This window comes from Staphylococcus sp. HMSC069E10 (genome assembly GCF_001809205.1).
GTDB classification, from domain to species: domain Bacteria; phylum Bacillota; class Bacilli; order Staphylococcales; family Staphylococcaceae; genus Staphylococcus; species Staphylococcus hominis.
On the sequence record NZ_KV796471.1, the window covers coordinates 68,078 to 84,125 of the forward strand.

The 16,048-nt window shown below is 31.1% G+C and carries 20 protein-coding genes; 3 read left to right on the forward strand and 17 right to left on the reverse strand.

The genetic code is table 11. From position 1 onward, the window contains the following. Window positions 1–7 precede the first annotated feature (7 nt). Genes mobA through glp form a run of 5 tightly spaced genes read right to left on the reverse strand, consistent with a single transcriptional unit; the run spans window position 8 to window position 3,033 of the window. Window positions 8–613 (reverse strand): molybdenum cofactor guanylyltransferase MobA, encoded by a 606-nt coding sequence (gene mobA / locus HMPREF2561_RS01665; RefSeq protein WP_017174861.1) that lies wholly within the window; start codon window positions 611–613, stop codon window positions 8–10. 2 nt (window positions 614–615) lie between these two features. After that, a complete protein-coding gene (moaD, locus tag HMPREF2561_RS01670) occupies window positions 616–849 on the reverse strand; it encodes a molybdopterin converting factor subunit 1 (protein ID WP_017174862.1) in 234 nt (77 codons plus the stop codon). Next, entirely contained in the window at window positions 850–1,299 is a 450-nt protein-coding gene (locus tag HMPREF2561_RS01675) for a molybdenum cofactor biosynthesis protein MoaE (RefSeq protein WP_048762097.1), read from the reverse strand. Next, window positions 1,286–1,777, reverse strand: a complete 492-nt coding sequence (gene mobB / locus HMPREF2561_RS01680) for a molybdopterin-guanine dinucleotide biosynthesis protein B (protein ID WP_017174864.1) — start codon at window positions 1,775–1,777, stop codon at window positions 1,286–1,288. The genes HMPREF2561_RS01675 and mobB overlap by 14 nt, the downstream gene beginning before the upstream one ends. Further along, window positions 1,774–3,033, reverse strand: a complete 1,260-nt coding sequence (gene glp, locus HMPREF2561_RS01685) for a molybdopterin molybdotransferase MoeA (RefSeq protein ID WP_017174865.1) — start codon at window positions 3,031–3,033, stop codon at window positions 1,774–1,776. Before glp ends, mobB begins: the two co-directional genes overlap by 4 nt. Before the next feature lie 142 nt (window positions 3,034–3,175). On the opposite strand from glp, the gene moaC reads away from it, so the two are divergent. After that, complete coding sequence (gene moaC, locus HMPREF2561_RS01690; protein WP_048762098.1) at window positions 3,176–3,670, forward strand: cyclic pyranopterin monophosphate synthase MoaC; 495 nt, start codon at window positions 3,176–3,178, stop codon at window positions 3,668–3,670. Window positions 3,671–3,757: 87 nt separating this feature from the next. Here the strand turns inward: moaC and HMPREF2561_RS01695 are convergent, their stop codons facing one another. The 5 genes from HMPREF2561_RS01695 to modA form a co-directional block, all read right to left on the reverse strand. Continuing rightward, window positions 3,758–4,264: a MogA/MoaB family molybdenum cofactor biosynthesis protein gene (locus tag HMPREF2561_RS01695; RefSeq protein ID WP_017174867.1), complete on the reverse strand. Its 507-nt coding sequence runs from the start codon at window positions 4,262–4,264 to the stop codon at window positions 3,758–3,760. A gap of 13 nt (window positions 4,265–4,277) precedes the next feature. Further along, window positions 4,278–5,282, reverse strand: coding sequence for a ThiF family adenylyltransferase (locus tag HMPREF2561_RS01700; RefSeq protein ID WP_048762099.1), 1,005 nt, complete (start codon window positions 5,280–5,282; stop codon window positions 4,278–4,280). A gap of 101 nt (window positions 5,283–5,383) precedes the next feature. Further along, a complete protein-coding gene (locus HMPREF2561_RS01705) occupies window positions 5,384–5,989 on the reverse strand; it encodes an ATP-binding cassette domain-containing protein (RefSeq protein WP_017174869.1) in 606 nt (201 codons plus the stop codon). After that, a complete protein-coding gene (gene modB / locus HMPREF2561_RS01710; RefSeq protein ID WP_017174870.1) occupies window positions 5,990–6,661 on the reverse strand; it encodes a molybdate ABC transporter permease subunit in 672 nt (223 codons plus the stop codon). Window positions 6,662–6,672: 11 nt separating this feature from the next. Next, window positions 6,673–7,464 (reverse strand): molybdate ABC transporter substrate-binding protein, encoded by a 792-nt coding sequence (gene modA, locus HMPREF2561_RS01715; protein ID WP_048762102.1) that lies wholly within the window; start codon window positions 7,462–7,464, stop codon window positions 6,673–6,675. Between the two features lie 187 nt (window positions 7,465–7,651). Here modA and fdhD point away from each other — a divergent pair, with 187 nt between their 5' ends. Continuing rightward, a complete protein-coding gene (gene fdhD / locus HMPREF2561_RS01720) occupies window positions 7,652–8,446 on the forward strand; it encodes a formate dehydrogenase accessory sulfurtransferase FdhD (RefSeq protein WP_048762104.1) in 795 nt (264 codons plus the stop codon). Window positions 8,447–8,484: 38 nt separating this feature from the next. Here the strand turns inward: fdhD and HMPREF2561_RS01725 are convergent, their stop codons facing one another. From HMPREF2561_RS01725 to HMPREF2561_RS01755, 7 genes are all read right to left on the reverse strand, one after another. Then, window positions 8,485–9,249: a GNAT family N-acetyltransferase gene (locus HMPREF2561_RS01725; protein WP_002448609.1), complete on the reverse strand. Its 765-nt coding sequence runs from the start codon at window positions 9,247–9,249 to the stop codon at window positions 8,485–8,487. Window positions 9,250–9,284: 35 nt separating this feature from the next. Beyond that, window positions 9,285–9,830, reverse strand: a complete 546-nt coding sequence (locus HMPREF2561_RS01730; RefSeq protein WP_002448536.1) for a biotin transporter BioY — start codon at window positions 9,828–9,830, stop codon at window positions 9,285–9,287. Between the two features lie 74 nt (window positions 9,831–9,904). Beyond that, window positions 9,905–10,846, reverse strand: coding sequence for a nucleoside hydrolase (locus HMPREF2561_RS01735; RefSeq protein WP_049414036.1), 942 nt, complete (start codon window positions 10,844–10,846; stop codon window positions 9,905–9,907). 90 nt (window positions 10,847–10,936) lie between these two features. Then, window positions 10,937–12,082, reverse strand: coding sequence for an acyl-CoA dehydrogenase family protein (locus tag HMPREF2561_RS01740; RefSeq protein WP_019835265.1), 1,146 nt, complete (start codon window positions 12,080–12,082; stop codon window positions 10,937–10,939). A gap of 145 nt (window positions 12,083–12,227) precedes the next feature. Beyond that, on the reverse strand, window positions 12,228–12,572 hold the full coding sequence (locus HMPREF2561_RS01745) for a transcriptional regulator, SarA/Rot family (RefSeq protein WP_017174877.1): 345 nt from the start codon (window positions 12,570–12,572) through the stop codon (window positions 12,228–12,230). Window positions 12,573–12,853: 281 nt separating this feature from the next. Further along, window positions 12,854–13,582, reverse strand: a complete 729-nt coding sequence (locus HMPREF2561_RS01750) for a transcriptional regulator, SarA/Rot family (RefSeq protein WP_017174878.1) — start codon at window positions 13,580–13,582, stop codon at window positions 12,854–12,856. A 177-nt stretch (window positions 13,583–13,759) separates the two neighbouring features. Continuing rightward, window positions 13,760–14,614: a helix-turn-helix transcriptional regulator gene (locus HMPREF2561_RS01755; RefSeq protein ID WP_049379338.1), complete on the reverse strand. Its 855-nt coding sequence runs from the start codon at window positions 14,612–14,614 to the stop codon at window positions 13,760–13,762. 618 nt (window positions 14,615–15,232) lie between these two features. Between HMPREF2561_RS01755 and HMPREF2561_RS01760 the strand changes: the two genes are divergently transcribed. Next, window positions 15,233–16,015, forward strand: coding sequence for a CHAP domain-containing protein (locus HMPREF2561_RS01760; RefSeq protein ID WP_049420000.1), 783 nt, complete (start codon window positions 15,233–15,235; stop codon window positions 16,013–16,015). Window positions 16,016–16,048 lie beyond the last annotated feature (33 nt).

The window sequence follows — 16,048 nt, forward strand, 5'->3', positions numbered from 1 at the left end:
TCCCCCTTTAATCATTAATCTGATGAAGTAAAGTATTCAAATCATCTTGATAATTAATATTTTTAGACCAATTTTTTAAAGGCTGAACCTCTTTAGTATCTAGAAAACATGTTATCACATTTTTATATACATGCTGTAAACTATAATCATTAGAATTGAGTGCTTTTTCAATATTCGAAATGACTCCTCGACTATAAAAAGCAATGGTCGGTATAGGTTTATCATCGTCTGAATAAGCTATAATATCGGCTTGATGTTCCATACGCTGTGAAATTGTAAATTGATATAGTTGACTTATTGCTTCTTTAGTAATCATAGGAGTATCTACAGAGACCACAAAAAATAATTCTTCATTATTATAATGTTTCATAACTGTGTAGATTCCTGATAACGGGCCTTTATCTGCATGTGTTTCTTCATCTACCATAATATGTTTATACTCAAATTCATTCTTAAGTTGTTTGTTTGTACTTATAATAATATCGTCAAATAAATTCGTTTCTGTTAATGTGTTAATAATTCGTTTATAGAACATTTCCCCGTGAATACAAGCAAATGCTTTAGGACTACCAAAACGTTTAGAGTGTCCCCCAGCTAGAATAATTGCTTTCATATTTAACCACCACTAACTGGAGGTATTAACGCAACAACATCATCTTGCTTTACAATATCATTAAGTTGAACAAATTCTTCATTTACAGCTACTTGAAATTTTTTATCACGAATGGATGGGTGACGTTCAAATAATAATTCTTTAAACGTTTCTACTGTAATATCTTCTATTAAATCAATGTCTTCTGAATTCATTTCTAATATTTCTTTTATTTCTGCAAAATATAATACTCTCATTTAAGCCTCTCCTTTAGTTGCTTGACTATAATCTCCTCTTTGATGTCCTTGCCATTCTGCACCGTCTTCCCAAATTTCTTTTTTCCAAATTGGCACAACTTCTTTAATTCTTTCAATCGCATACTCATTTGCACGATAGGCATCTTTACGATGTGGCGAAGAGACAGCAATCAATACTGCAATATCAGAGATTTGTAGGGGACCAATACGATGTACAATCGTTGTTATCGTTCCTGGCCAACGCTGTGTAATTTCTTCTCCAATTTGTTTTAGTTTTTTTTGAGCCATTGGAACATAAGCTTCATACTCAAGATATTCTGTTTTCACCCCTTTAGTCCATTCGCGAACATGACCTGTAAATACAACAACAGCTCCTTGATGTTCATTTAAAGTAAATGTTCTATATTGTTCGGGCTCAATTGGATTCGTCACGATTTCAAATTGTTTCATTTTTATGTTCATCCTTTCGTTTCATCCATTTTAGTAACCATTGCTCATAGTTTTTTAAAGCATTCTCATTATTATAATTATAAAAATATTGAACATGTGTAAGAAGTCTCAGTTCTTCTAATTCTTCTTGGGTTTTATATACCACTATTTTGTCATAATCCTCATTTTTAAACCCTTCAACTAAAATAACGTCATAACTAATAGTTACACTTTCTTTTATCAGTTGTTCAAGCGACGGCTGATTTCTACGTGTTACTGTTTGTTGATAAGCAGATCCTTGAACAATACTCTGATCTGCACCAGCTTCAAAATGTTTCATATGATCCACATTAGATGATTGAAGTGTAATATCATCTTTTTCATGTCCGTGATGTTTAATCGTCACAATGTGATAGCCTTGAGATTTTAAAAATGTAATAGATTGTTGTAACAACGTTGTTTTACCCGAATCTTTAAAACCAACTATTTGTAAAATCATAATGATAGTTCCTCTTCGAAAACATTCGATTCAGTTAAAATAACATCTACCGTATGGCCGGCTTTAAATCCTCTTGTACCCCCTGGCAACATAATCATTGCATTACTATGTGCTATTGCTACCACAGCACCCGATTTATTAAATCCGGATGGAACCACAGTCGCACAATTATGAGTAAAAGATGCAGTTGCTCGAATAAATCTTGTAAATGGATTGGCTTTCGCAAAATCTTCCATTAATGTTGCTTTCACAACTTGAGGGTAAACTGCTTTGGCTTGCATCATATGTTGCACTGCTGGTTTAACAAATAATTCAAAACCAGTAAAACAAGCCGATGGATTCCCTGATAAACCAAATAAATACGTCTTATTTGCAACTGCCACAGTTGTCACACTTCCAGGACGCATCGCAATTTTATTAAATAACACTTCTGCTTGAATTGCTTTGTATATCTTTGGTAAAAAGTCATAATCTCCTACCGAAACGCCTCCAGTAGTAATGACAATATCATGATCTTTCATTGCTTTAGTGATGACTTGAATACTACTTTCTAAGTCATCTTGTTGTATACTATAAGGCTCTATCGTTAATCTCATTTTATCAGCTAACGCTTGTATCATCGGACCATTAGAATTTCTAATTTTTCCTGGTTGTAATTCTTCGTCTACATTCAATAATTCGCTTCCAGTAGCAATAACTGCAATACTTGGTTTTAAAAATACAGGCACTTCTGTATAACCATAGGTCGCTAGTACTGCAATAGCTCCAGGATTAATGACTTGTCCTTTTTTTAAAACGATATCTCCTGTTTTAGTTTCTTCTCCTTTTAGCGACACATTTTCATTCTCTTCAAAAGGTTTTCTAATCGTAAATGTATCTCCATTTTCCACAGTTTGTTCAAACATCACTACTGCATCTGCACCCTCAGGAATTTGAGCGCCTGTCATAATACGAACTGCTTCATTTTCTCCAACTGTTTTATGAGATACTGTGCCTGCACCAATATGATCTATCACTTTAAACGTTTTACGATTTTTTGAAAAGGCACCAGCCGAATCTTCACTTCTTATAGCAAAACCATCATACGGCGATTTATTGAAACGTGGTATATCATAAGTTGCTACAATGTCTTCTGCTAAGACATATCCTAAACTGTCCTCTAATGATATATTATTTTGTTGAGTATATATATCTTGTTTTACAATACGTTCAATTGCTTCTTTAATAGGTATTGGTTTTCTTTTTTCAACTACCATTTTATCAACTCCAATTACACGATAAATTCATGCTATACTATTTTATAAACTCAGTAAGATAATGATGTACTCATTAAAAATAAATGTTTATAACTTTATTTATATGTTATGATTTTTTAGATATTTCTATAGGAGGCTATTTATGTCAAATTTTACACATATCAATCATCAAGGTAATGCAAAAATGGTTGATGTTTCTAATAAAAGTATTACAAAACGTATCGCTAAAGCGCATTCAAGCATCACAGTGAATGAGACGATTTACCGTCAAATTATAGACAATACAAATAAAAAGGGTAATGTACTTAATACTGCTCAAATTGCAGGTATAATGGCTGCTAAAAATACATCGACTATTATTCCTATGTGTCATCCATTGCCCTTAACTGGAATAGATATTGAATTCTCTTGGAATCAAGCAAACACACCACGCCACTATCAATTAAGCATTACTGCTACGGTTTCTACTACAGGTAAGACTGGTGTTGAAATGGAAGCTTTAACAGCTGCTTCAGTTACAGCTCTCACAGTATATGATATGACAAAAGCAGCTGATAAAGGAATGATCATTGGTGACACATACCTTGAATCAAAATCTGGAGGTAAATCTGGAGATTATCACCGTCAATGTGATTAATCTTTATGATTTTCTTCTATTATGATAGTCATAAGCAGCATTTTCAATTAGGGAAACCTATGATTTACAATGCTTTTTATGACTATTTTATTTATGGAGTTCATAAACCATATGATTTAATTCCGGAATAATGAGTTTAGTCATTGCTAACTTTACTGCCCCAGTTGATCCCGGCAACGTAAAGATTAATTTACTCATAACTGTTCCCGCTAATGCTCTTGAGAGAAGCGCTTTTGTTCCTACATCTTCCGTATAACTTAAATATCTAAAAAGTTCGCCGAATCCTTCAATTTCTTTATCTAAAAGTGGTTTTACAGCTTCTATAGTCACATCACGTTGTGCTATACCAGTGCCTCCAGTCGTTATAATGACATCAATATCTGATGCTAACCATTCGTCAATTTGAGATTGGATGTCTTCCTTGTCATCTTTAATGATATGATAGTGTTCTTCTGTCACTTCTATATTCAGTTCTTTCAAACACTTTTGAACTAATTGACCGCCTTTATCTGTTTCTTTATTTCGTGTATCAGAAATTGTTAACACTGCACATTGAATTGTTTTTTTAACTTCTTTGTTATCATGCTGATGCATCATCATTCTCTCCTTATCCAAATAGTTGATTGATTAAATGTATTGCTTCAGATTTCTTAGTTGTACCATGAATCAACATTCGCCCACCCTCAAAATATACAATTCTATGTTTTTTAAATTCAAATACTAACATATATTGGTTTTCATGGTAACGAATATCGAGTGCTGTAAGAAAATCAACTAATACTTTTTTTGTAATGTCTTTATTTTCATATTGAACTGTATCTCTACCACACAAAGTTGCATATGAAGTCGAATGAGCATATAAATACGGAAAGCTAGGATTCTTACCACAAGTTGGGCAATCATCACGACGCATTTTACTATAACCAAAAGAACAATGTGTATTCTCCCAAATATCTCCATATGTCAGCTTTGTGGGAATCTGTTTACCAATCAATATCTTTAAAGCATCCCGTAATTGAAAACTTGTGGTCATCGTTACGGCTGGCTGAATCACACCGACAGTATCACATGTCAGATTTATAACTGGTAACTGAGGCATTAAACAATTAAAGCAAGGGGTTTGACCTGGAATAAATGCAGTTTCTACATAGGTACTTTGAACTACTCCACCATAAATCCAAGGAATGCGATACCTATAGGAAAAATCATTGATTAATTGTCTTGTTTCAAAATTATCCGTTGCATCAATAATCAAATCTACACTCGTTGCATATTGCTCTAAAAATTGAGCATCTACATGTTCAATATAAATATTCATTTTTATATCAGAACGAATATGTTTTAAGTGATCTTGTGCAGCAACCACTTTTGGCAGCATACGATCTGCATCACTTTCTGTAAACAATGTCTGTCTTTGTAAATTACTATATTCAATATAGTCTCTATCCACAATAGTCAACTCTTGAATACCAGCACGAACAAGTCCTTCAGCTACATGGGTACCTAAAGCGCCCATTCCAACAATCAATACATGTTTCTGATTAATGGTTTGTTGTCCATGTTCTCCAATATCTTTAAATAAAATTTGTCTTGAATAACGTTCTTGAGTCATTATTTGAAACCTCTCTCAACATTCTCTCTTCTTTTTATTATAACGAAATAGGAGTAGGACAGAAATCTAAAACGTTCTAAACTTCGATATCCTACTCCTATTTATTTAATTTGAATAATTTCATCTGCTAATACTTCTGCTTCATAATTAGAGTGCGTTACAAAAATAATAGGTATACACCATTCCTCATGAATTTGCTTAACTAGATGGATGCCTTCATCTCTAGAAATATCATCTAAACTTGAAAAAGGTTCATCAAGTAAAATTAAATTGGGTTTCGTGCTTAAAGTTCGCGCGAGTGCTACACGTTGGGCTTCCCCACCAGACAGTGTCGGCGGAAATTGATTTATTAAATGGCTAATATTTAAACGTTGAATAAGCTCATCAATATGTTTAGACTGTTTAGTCATAAATGTAATATTCTGAAGAACCGTCATGTTAGGAAAAAGTTGATAATCTTGAAATAAATAGCCAATTTGGCGTTGTTGAATCTTTACATTAATATGGTTTTCAGTATCCACTAATAGATGATTATCAATATTGATATAAGCCTCATCTGGTTGTCTTAATCCCGCAATGATATTTAATATTGTCGTTTTTCCAATACCGGAGGGACCTTGTATTGCATATATTTTAGCTTTTGTATCTTCAATGTTAATATGAATCAACGTTTGCTTTAACTGATGTTGTAATTTAACTTGTAACATCTAGTCTACCTCCTGAACTTTATCACGATTCGCAAAATTCAACATACTAATGACTGTAATAGAAAATGCAACGAGTACAAGTACCCATAACCATGCCTGATTCTCTTTTCCTTGTTCTACTAAAAAATAGATTTCCAGTGGCAGAGTATTGGTTTTATTTGGAATATATCCTGCAACCATCAATGTTGCACCAAATTCTCCAATAGCTCTCGCAAAACTCATCATAATACCCGCAATAATTGAGCGTTTAGATAATGGTAGAATTAAACGATAGAAGATTTTACGTTCACTTGCTCCCATTGTTCGTGCAGTATTTAACATTTTAGGATTAATACTTCGAAATCCTTGAATAGTATGTTGGTACATCAGTGGAAAACTAACAATGACAGATGCAATTACTGCACCTGTCATTGTAAATACTACGGGTAAGTGAAGTACATTTTGAAAGAATTGGCCCACAAATGTTCTAGGTGAAAAAACAATAATAAGTATAAACCCTAGTACTGTCGGTGGTAAAACAATAGGTAATAATATTAAGCTTTCAAGAAATTGAGTTGCATGCCCTTTTCTTTTATATAACGTTCTACAAATAAAAATTCCTAATATAGAGACAATTATCGTACTGATAAATCCTACTTTAATAGAAATCCATAGAGGTGTTAAATCAGGCATATGTCATCCCCCTATACTTTAAAGTGATATTCTTTTAAAATATCTTTCGCTTTTTTAGATTTTAAAAATTCTATCCATTCTTTAGCAAATTTGTTATCTGATGTTGCTCCCGCTTCATAAGTGATAGGTTTTTTCAAATCCGCTTTTTTAATCTCATTTACTTTATCTGTTCTTTCATTATTCGTATATAAATCGGTCTCATATACAAATCCCATTTGAGTATTACCTTTTTCAACGTAATTTAATACTTGTTTAACGTCTTTGGCATATACAATTTTATCTTTTACATCACTATATAAATGTTGATTATCTAAATATTGTTTCGCATATTTACCTGCTGGTACAGTTTTCACTTCACCAATAGCTAATTTTTCGTTGTCTTTTAAATCTTTTACTGAAGCTTGATCACTGTTTTTATCACCAATCAATACCAACTGATTATGTGCGTATTTATATGTATTATGAGCTTGATTATGTTTTTTCAACATATCTACATCTTTCGTATTTGCAGACATAAAGACATCAGTTGGTGCACCTTTTTCAATTTGTTGTCTTAAGGCCCCTGATCCACCATAATTAAATGTTACATTTACATTTTTATGTGTTGTTTCAAACTCTTTCTTTAATGCTTTACTTACATCACTTAAACTTGCTGCTGCTGAAACTTTCAATTCAGTTTTAGGATTATCACTATTATTTGACTTTGAAGATTGCTTGCTATTGTCATTATCTTTTGAATTTGAACAACCTGCTATAATGATAATGAAAGTCCCTAACACCGCTAATAATCGTTTTACAGTCATTTATTTTTATGCCCCCTATTCAATCAAATATTATACGCTTTTTATATCTTTTGAACAGTTTTACCGTATTTTATATTTATTTCTAAATTTTAAAATATAAAGTTTTATATAATCATTCAATATTGAAATACTTTTTGTGAATATAATGATACAGTATAAAGTAGTTATAACCAAAGGGGAGACATTCATGGATAAAGATGCCGTTCAAAATCAACCAATTATTAGGTATGAAGATGAGCAACTCATCGAAACTGAAGACAGCTATGTAACCGAATTTCCATTAACCATTATGGTAAATGGAAAAGAATTTGCTACAGTAATCTGCAGTCCGACACATTTAGAAGAGTTAGTCATAGGATTTTTAGCATCTGAAGGAGCCATTTATAAAAAAGAAGAAATTAAACATTTACAAATTGATGATAGTAAAGGGTTTGCTCATGTAGAATTAACTAAGTCATTAAGCGACCGTTTTGAGTATTCTACAAAGCGCATGGTTGCTTCATGTTGTGGAAAAAGTCGAGAATTTTATTTTCAAAATGATGCAGCAATTGCTAAAACGTCTATGTCTAATATCATTCTCACTCCAAGACAAATTTTAAATATGATGACAGGTTTACAAAGTGCAAGTACCTTATTTAAACAAACAGGTGGCTTGCATAACGCAGCAATTAGTGATGGTGAGGCATTTTTTGAACATCGTCAAGATATAGGTAGACATAATGCCTTAGATAAACTTTACGGTTTTTGTCTTACTCATCAAATTCCTGTTAGAAATAAAGTACTTATTTTTAGTGGACGCATATCATCTGAAATTTTACTAAAAGCAGCTAAAATCGGTGTTGGTGTTATATTATCAAAATCTGCACCTACCACATTAGCAGTAACACTGGCACATGACTTAAATATTACTGCTATTGGTTTTATTAGAGGTAATTCTTTTAATATTTATAGTCATCCAGAACGTGTAAAAGGAGTGAAATAGAATTTATTATAAATTCATTTTTCACTCCCTACTTTTATTTATATTGCATCTTCTTTGACTATCTGATATTGAAAGCTTTGAAAAATATAGCCTTGTTTTATATACATGTCTTTTGCTGTATCATCACCATCTGCCACTAATATGACGGGTCGAGAACCAGCTAAATGACCTACATAGGACTGCATCGTAGTACCTATTCCCTTATGACGATAGTCTTCTAAAACGCCGAACCCATCAATTTCAACGGTTTCATCTGTAACTATAACATCCAAAATCCCCACAGGTTTATGAAGATAATATGCAACTATACGAGTGACATCATCTATTTGATTTAATATTGCCTCTCTCGTTCGTTCTTCACTTTCTTTAACAAACGCTTCGCCATACGGTTTTGAAAATTCATTGTAAACACTTAAATAATCTTCCATGTTAAATGAAGTTACAGGTTCAATATCTACCTGAATATTGCTCTCAAATTGTTTTAATGTAACACTATCTATCGCGTACAATTCAAGTAGTCCTAATTGAAATCCTTCATTGCGTATCGCTTCTAACCATGTAGAATGCAGTAATTGGTTTTCTGGAAATGTAAAAGATAAATGAGAAGAATGTTGTTTTTTATGCAAAATTCGTTGTTTCTCCATATCTGAATACCACTGATTAATTGAAGGTAACGTTTTGTACTGCCACTTATTCATGTGATATGTCATTGGATCAGAAGGTGTTAAATATATAATATTCAACTCATCTTCTAAGTATATTTTTCCATTTTCTTTAATCTGCTTCATTGTTATGTATGTCATAGTAACCATCACCCAACTATGTATATTTTGTACTATTATATCAAATTCTTAAAACGTGAATGGTTAAGTAATGTTGTGCCGATTAAACTCGCAATAATCGCTTTAATAATATCTCCTGGAATAAATGTAAATGATAATAAAAATGCTTTACTTATAGGCATATGTATAATGAATCCCATAATGATTGTTCCTACAATATCTAATAATAAAACACCAAATACAAGTATACCAATAAATAATGTCAAGAAATTAATATGATTTTTAAAACGATCTCTTACTAAACCTATAAGATACGCCACTACTGGATATAAGAATAAAAATCCTGCTGAAGGACCTGCAAACACACCTATTCCACCGCGTCCACCTGATAATAATGGCAAACCTGTGGCTGCTAATAATAAGAAGATAATAACACTGAGTGCGCCGTATTTACGTCCTAATATAACTCCTGCTAAAAAGATACCTATATTTTGTAATACAATTGGTACAGGCATAAATGGTAACGGTATTCCGGGTACTAGGCCTAAAATACAAATAACCGCTGTCATTAACGCTGTATATACTAAATTTTTTGTACTCATTTGATTTCCTCCTTTTATGAAGAAAATTATACCACTTATGTAAACTATTTTATATAAAAAGTTTACATTTAAAGTTAATGAACTACTTTTTTAGCTAAAGACGTAATATAGTTGAAGAATTCATCATGATTGACATGATTAACGACATGCACCATACGTCCATCATCGCTCTCATATGTGCGTCCTTGGCTTGGTCCTTTTGTACATACATCTACTTTAAGTTCTATAGAATCTGTTAAGTTTTCTTTACCAATTTGAGCAGTCGTCAATACATCCCATAAAAAGTAAGTAGAGTTGGTGACAAAATGAGTAAGAGGAGGTACAGCTGCATAACTGATGCCTAAAAAATCAACTCCTATAAACTGACGTTGATTTGCCCACATTTGACGAATAGCTGGTGTCAATGGTACTTGATTAGTGCTTTCTAACGCTACCATTTCTATCTTGATAGACGTATCAAATATTGTTTTAACAGCTTCAGGATCCCAAAAAGCATTCCATTCAGCTGTGCCATCATGTTCGGGTTCTTCTACATTTCCCTTTTCTAAAAATGTTCCTCCCATCCAAACTAACTTTTCAATATTGTTTACTATTGTTTTATCATATTTGATTGCTTTGGCTAAATCAGTTAACGGACCAGTAAACAATAAAGTCACCTTTTCTTTACTATTATTTAATACATTAATAATATCCTCATAAGCTTCAAATGTACTCGTTATAGAACGTTTATCAATCCATTCCTCATTTAAAATAGGCAGCGCATCCATAAAAAAGGCATGCATTCTCCAGTCTTTCGGAAAAGGGTTAACTCCTCTTTCATATGAAGGAGCTACATCAATAGATAAATTTGAAAAACGATTTATAATTTTACATGACGCACTTAGAGAAGGTTCTAAATAACAATCTGCACCGATTGTACTTACACCTACTAATTCAATATTATCCATTTGTAGTAATAAGAATAGCGATATTAAATCATCAACGCCGCCATCATGATTAAAATATATTTTAGTCATTAAATCCCTCCAAAAATATGTAAAAAAGCTATGACTACATTATACGTAATCATAGCTTTCTTTAAACATATTATACATAAAAAATTCATTCTACATTAAATCAAGTATAGATTTTGCAATATTCGTATATGCTGCATCTTCCATAGGAGGATTATGTAGGCCCGCACGCATATTACGATAATAGCGTTGTAATGGACGATCCATTTCTAAACTTTTCGCCCCTACTATTCGCATAGCAAGATCCACTACTTCTAATCCTTGATTCATGACTAAAATTTTACTTGCAGATGTTTCATTCCAAATATTAAGTGTTTCATTATATTGATTGTAACCTCTAGCTGTACTCCATAAAAAATGACGAGCAGATAATAAGAGTGATTCCATTTTCCCAACATTTTGTTGTACAGTAGGTAGCGTAGCAATTGTGCCTTCAATACTATTAGGGGAATGCGTTTTGGCAAACTCAATAGCATAATCTCTCGCTGCTTGGGCAATACCTAAATATACACTTGGTATATGTAAAATCCATCCATTGGGTTGCGGTTTATGTTTCGTTTCTACAAAGTTTTCAAATGGAACTATAACATCATTTAATACTAAATCATGACTTTCCGTTGCACGCATCCCTAACATATTCCAATTATCTGCAATTTCTAAACCTTTACTCTCTCTAGGAATTAAAAAGAAGCCTACTTCTTGAATATCTTCTACAAATGCAGCAACAATATAATGTGTCAATGCTTTACTCATAGAAGTAAATGTTTTCACACCATTTAATTTATATCCGTCTTTAGTTTTTATTGCATGCGTAGCAGGTCTTCCACCACGAGTAGGACTACCAGTATCCGCTTCACTTACTGCTCTATTTACAAGTGCGCCATTTTTTACTTCTTTTGCAAATTGATCAAGCATAGTTTGACTCCACATATGCTGTTGATATAATTGCCCTACAACGCTTAGATGCCAGCCTATAGATAGTGCTGTAGCGCCATCTATGGCTCCAAGATACGATTGTAAAACGACCATATCTTCTATGGTTGCACCTTCTCCACCATATGATTTAGGTAAAGTTAACACACTATAACCTTCCTCTACAAGCCATTTTATATTGTCAAATGGGAATTTAGAGTCAATATCTTCTTTTGCTGCTCTTTGTTTAAATGTATCTTCAATTGTTTTAAATTTTTCAATCCATTTTCTTTGAATATCACTACTTATTAAAAATGAATCTAACATGACTATCACCTATTCGATATTTGATATATTTAATCATAGTTTAACACTCGGTTTTAATAATATAAAGCATCTCATTCACATAGTATAATAGAATTAAAAAAGAGTGGACAGACATTCTGTCTCACTCATTTACCCCATCATCATTCTATTGTATATATTTCTCTAATTCAGCAATTAAAGCATTAATTCTCCCGCGTTGCTCTTTTGTTACATAAACAATAACTGTTCTTTCATCTTGTATACTACGTTTTTTTGATAATAATTGTAAATCTTTTAATTTTTGTAATGCTTTAGTTAAGTAATAAGGTTTGAATTCTGAATACGTTGCAATTTCTTTTGAAGTAATTTCATCTTTTTTACTTTTAACAATATAATTTAAAATATAAATTTCTTCATAATTCAGATTATATTTTTTCTTAGTGTCTTTAAAAAACTTTTTCACTTGAAATGTTGCGTTAACTAAATCATTGATGTCTTTAATTTGTCCCATATTCTAAACCACTCCTCTGATGTACATCTAGTTGCTACAAGGTTCATGTATACTAACTACTACAACACTAAACATTTCTTATGCTATAAAAATTATTTTATAACATTTAAGTATAATATTTCAATATTTTTATGAAATTAAAATGATATTATATATTAAAATCTCATTTGCCAAATTAAATTATACATAATTATTTCATGCGTTATACACCTAAAATAACTAGTAATGTATGAGAATAAGCCTTTCTTACATCACTAGTTATTTTTATTTTTTGAAACAAATTATAATGTTAATTCCTTTTTTATCATTTTACTACAATGACTCAAGATATCATGAATCTCTTTCTTTTTTGACATATTTAACTTTATACATACTCTACGTTCATCTAGATCATCTCTTTTTTTCAAAATATAACCACTTTGTTGTAATCGTTTAATTACTAAATTTATATTTATAGACTGACAACGCGAAAAATAGTTTATCGATTTCAACGAGATATCATTTTGATTCAACCAAATAATGCCTAAAACAAGCAAATCATTTAAACTTAACTGATAGTGCTTAATATTTTTTTCAATCTTACTTAAAACTTTATAAATAGTAATTAGATATGTTAACTTGCAATAATTCATATTCTTGATTGATGTTTTAAGATAGTTATTTTCAAGTAATTCTCCAATTTCTAATAATAAATGATTCATTTTTCTTTCATACATTTCTACAGGCAAGATTCTTAATCTTCGTTGATCATTTGCATCATAAGATTTAAAAATCCAATTTTCGTGATACAAATGGCTCACAAGATAAAGTAAAGTTCGTTTAGATAAATACGTTTTTTTCATTAGTGTTTCAATATCCATACCTTGATGGCTCGTTTTATGATAATCAATAATAGCATATAGTACATTTAAGTGTTCAATATTTAGGTTTTTAGAATATTTTAAAAGTTCATCGACTGCTTTATAAAATAAAAGATAAAATAATAGTACATCCATATCATTTTTTGTCATGATAGTCGCCACCTCGCAATTTATACAACAATTCTAGAAGACAGACTTTAGTATTGCGATACAATTTTAAAGTGTTTTAAGTTTATCTCTATATCATACATATACTTACTTCATATTAAGTATGAGTAAAGGTCTAAATACTTTATCTTTTTACTTATTATTGGACTTAATCCTATTTTAGGTATGATAGTTACTTTTGGCCTCAGCTATAAGTAACTGTGCTTCATAATCTAAAGATATTTCAACCGTTTCGGTAGTCTTATATATTGGAGCAAATTGTTTTTTTCGTGCTTGACCTGGAGTCATCCCATATTTCTTACTAAATAATGCAATAAATCTCGGAAAATGATTAAATCCATGTTTATAAGCAATATCTTGAATAAATTCACTGCTATCTAAAATATCAAGTAAACATAATTTCAAACGAATATCATTAATATATTGAGCAATATTATGATAAGGTGTATGAAATTTAATCACTTGACTTAACTCTTTGTTAGACATATCAAGTGAATTCGCTAATGCTTGTTTATTAATCTTTTCATGATGATGTTCAATAATATATTCATGAACTTCATCTACAAGTGGATTGTCTAGTTTATAGTTTTGACGATGTTTTCTTTGAATATAACCTAATTCTACACATAAATGTTTAACTAATTTATCCCTTATGTGTGGAAGTCGAGGTTTTCGACTTTCAAATTCAAGAAGATTAATAATAAATGATTCTAATTGTTTTCGTTCAATAGAAGAAAATTTATATCCTTTTTGTCTGATATAATCGTCTGCAAATCTTAAATAATCTGTGAATGAAATTTCAATTATTGCAATAACAGAGTTCGTTTCGCCTTCTATCGAATATAAATCATTTAACATAATAAATACGAGATCTCTTTTTTTCATATTATATGTATCTAAGTCTAAATTTATTTTTCCAGAACCCTTTAACCAATATATAAGTTTGATATTGGATTCTTTTTGTTTTACTATTCTCGTATTTTTTAAAAGCTTTACCGAAAAATTATCTATCATACGTCTTTCCTCTCGTTTGTAATATAAAGACTAGATATAAGCGATGACATTTCTCCCCTTTATTCACCACTTAATTCTATTGAATTATCGCTTCGATACTTGTGTATGCGTATCGGAGATCTATCTTCATATACAATTTTATGTTTTATTTCGGTATTAGCAGTAGCAATATTTTGACTTATTTTATCACTTTATTATCTTATAGTATGATTTTATTGTTTTTCAATATAAACTTACTTTATTTATGTATAAAGAGGACATATAAAATGATTTTTTAGTATTTGTTTAATCAAGGAATAATTCAATAGGCTAAATTATTTTGTTATAAATTATTTTTCTATTATTTTACAAAAAGATTACAAGAAAATGAGTATTTTTTTCATATTCTTCTGTAAACACTGTCATAATAGCTTTTTTTATATTAAAAAATATTACTAATAATTAAATTTACAAGCTTTTATATTATCGAAAAATTACAAATCATTAACATTCCCCACAAATTGTAATTTTTTTGATAAAGTATTTCTTGTCGTTAAGTAAAATGATTTAAAGACTAAGTTAACAAATGACTATTAAATATAAAATAATATTAATTTAATTCTCAGGAGGAAATTTATAATGAAAAAAATCGCTACAGCTACAATCGCTACTGCAGGAGTTGCCGCAATTGCTATCGCCGGACAAGGACACGAAGCTCATGCAGCTGAACAAGGATATAATCCAAACGATCCTACTTCATATAGCTACTCTTACACTATCGATCAACAAGGTAACTACCATTACACTTGGAAAGGTAACTGGAGCCCAGATCGTTTAAATCATTCTAACTATAATTATAATTATAACTACAATACATATAATAATTATTCTAATACAAATTCAACATATAGTTATAACAACTATCATACTAATAACTCAAATCAAGTTGCTAGTAATCCAACACAATCTTACACAACAAATAATCAACAAACTGGTGGTTTAGGTTCAGCTTCTGCTTCTACTTCTAATAGTAATGTAAAAGTAACTACTGTAACTGCACCGTCATCAACAGGTGTTTCAATTTCTAACTCTGTTAGCTCAGGTAGAAACTACTATACTTCTGGCCAATGTACATATTATGTATATGACCGTGTAGGTGGTAAAATCGGTTCAACTTGGGGTAACGCAAATAACTGGGCAAATGCTGCAGCATCTGCTGGTTACACAGTAAATAACCGTCCATCTGCAGGTGCAATTATGCAATCTACTGCTGGTGCTTACGGTCACGTAGCATATGTTGAAAGTGTAAATAGTAATGGTTCAATCACAGTATCTGAAATGAATTATGGACATGGTGTAGGTGTAGTAACATCTCGTACACTTTCTTCAAGTGAAGCTGCTTCATATAATTTCATTCATTAATTAAATTGATAAAGAAAAAAGATTTAGAATTCA

Excerpts from the sequence above, each read along its gene's own strand:
- HMPREF2561_RS01730 (WP_002448536.1), bottom strand. The coding sequence starts at position 9,830 with ATGAGTACAAAAAATTTAGTATATACAGCGTTAATGACAGCGGTTATT.
- HMPREF2561_RS01705 (WP_017174869.1), bottom strand. The coding sequence starts at position 5,989 with ATGTTACAAGTTAAATTACAACATCAGTTAAAGCAAACGTTGATTCAT.
- moaD (WP_017174862.1), bottom strand. The coding sequence starts at position 849 with ATGAGAGTATTATATTTTGCAGAAATAAAAGAAATATTAGAAATGAAT.
- HMPREF2561_RS01745 (WP_017174877.1), bottom strand. The coding sequence starts at position 12,572 with ATGGGACAAATTAAAGACATCAATGATTTAGTTAACGCAACATTTCAA.
- moaC (WP_048762098.1), top strand. The coding sequence starts at position 3,176 with ATGTCAAATTTTACACATATCAATCATCAAGGTAATGCAAAAATGGTT.
- mobA (WP_017174861.1), bottom strand. The coding sequence starts at position 613 with ATGAAAGCAATTATTCTAGCTGGGGGACACTCTAAACGTTTTGGTAGT.
- fdhD (WP_048762104.1), top strand. The coding sequence starts at position 7,652 with ATGGATAAAGATGCCGTTCAAAATCAACCAATTATTAGGTATGAAGAT.
- mobB (WP_017174864.1), bottom strand. The coding sequence starts at position 1,777 with ATGATTTTACAAATAGTTGGTTTTAAAGATTCGGGTAAAACAACGTTG.
- HMPREF2561_RS01760 (WP_049420000.1), top strand. The coding sequence starts at position 15,233 with ATGAAAAAAATCGCTACAGCTACAATCGCTACTGCAGGAGTTGCCGCA.
- HMPREF2561_RS01740 (WP_019835265.1), bottom strand. The coding sequence starts at position 12,082 with ATGTTAGATTCATTTTTAATAAGTAGTGATATTCAAAGAAAATGGATT.
- HMPREF2561_RS01750 (WP_017174878.1), bottom strand. The coding sequence starts at position 13,582 with ATGACAAAAAATGATATGGATGTACTATTATTTTATCTTTTATTTTAT.
- HMPREF2561_RS01755 (WP_049379338.1), bottom strand. The coding sequence starts at position 14,614 with ATGATAGATAATTTTTCGGTAAAGCTTTTAAAAAATACGAGAATAGTA.
- HMPREF2561_RS01725 (WP_002448609.1), bottom strand. The coding sequence starts at position 9,249 with ATGACATACATAACAATGAAGCAGATTAAAGAAAATGGAAAAATATAC.
- modB (WP_017174870.1), bottom strand. The coding sequence starts at position 6,661 with ATGCCTGATTTAACACCTCTATGGATTTCTATTAAAGTAGGATTTATC.
- glp (WP_017174865.1), bottom strand. The coding sequence starts at position 3,033 with ATGGTAGTTGAAAAAAGAAAACCAATACCTATTAAAGAAGCAATTGAA.
- HMPREF2561_RS01695 (WP_017174867.1), bottom strand. The coding sequence starts at position 4,264 with ATGCATCAGCATGATAACAAAGAAGTTAAAAAAACAATTCAATGTGCA.
- HMPREF2561_RS01735 (WP_049414036.1), bottom strand. The coding sequence starts at position 10,846 with ATGACTAAAATATATTTTAATCATGATGGCGGCGTTGATGATTTAATA.
- modA (WP_048762102.1), bottom strand. The coding sequence starts at position 7,464 with ATGACTGTAAAACGATTATTAGCGGTGTTAGGGACTTTCATTATCATT.
- HMPREF2561_RS01675 (WP_048762097.1), bottom strand. The coding sequence starts at position 1,299 with ATGAAACAATTTGAAATCGTGACGAATCCAATTGAGCCCGAACAATAT.
- HMPREF2561_RS01700 (WP_048762099.1), bottom strand. The coding sequence starts at position 5,282 with ATGACTCAAGAACGTTATTCAAGACAAATTTTATTTAAAGATATTGGA.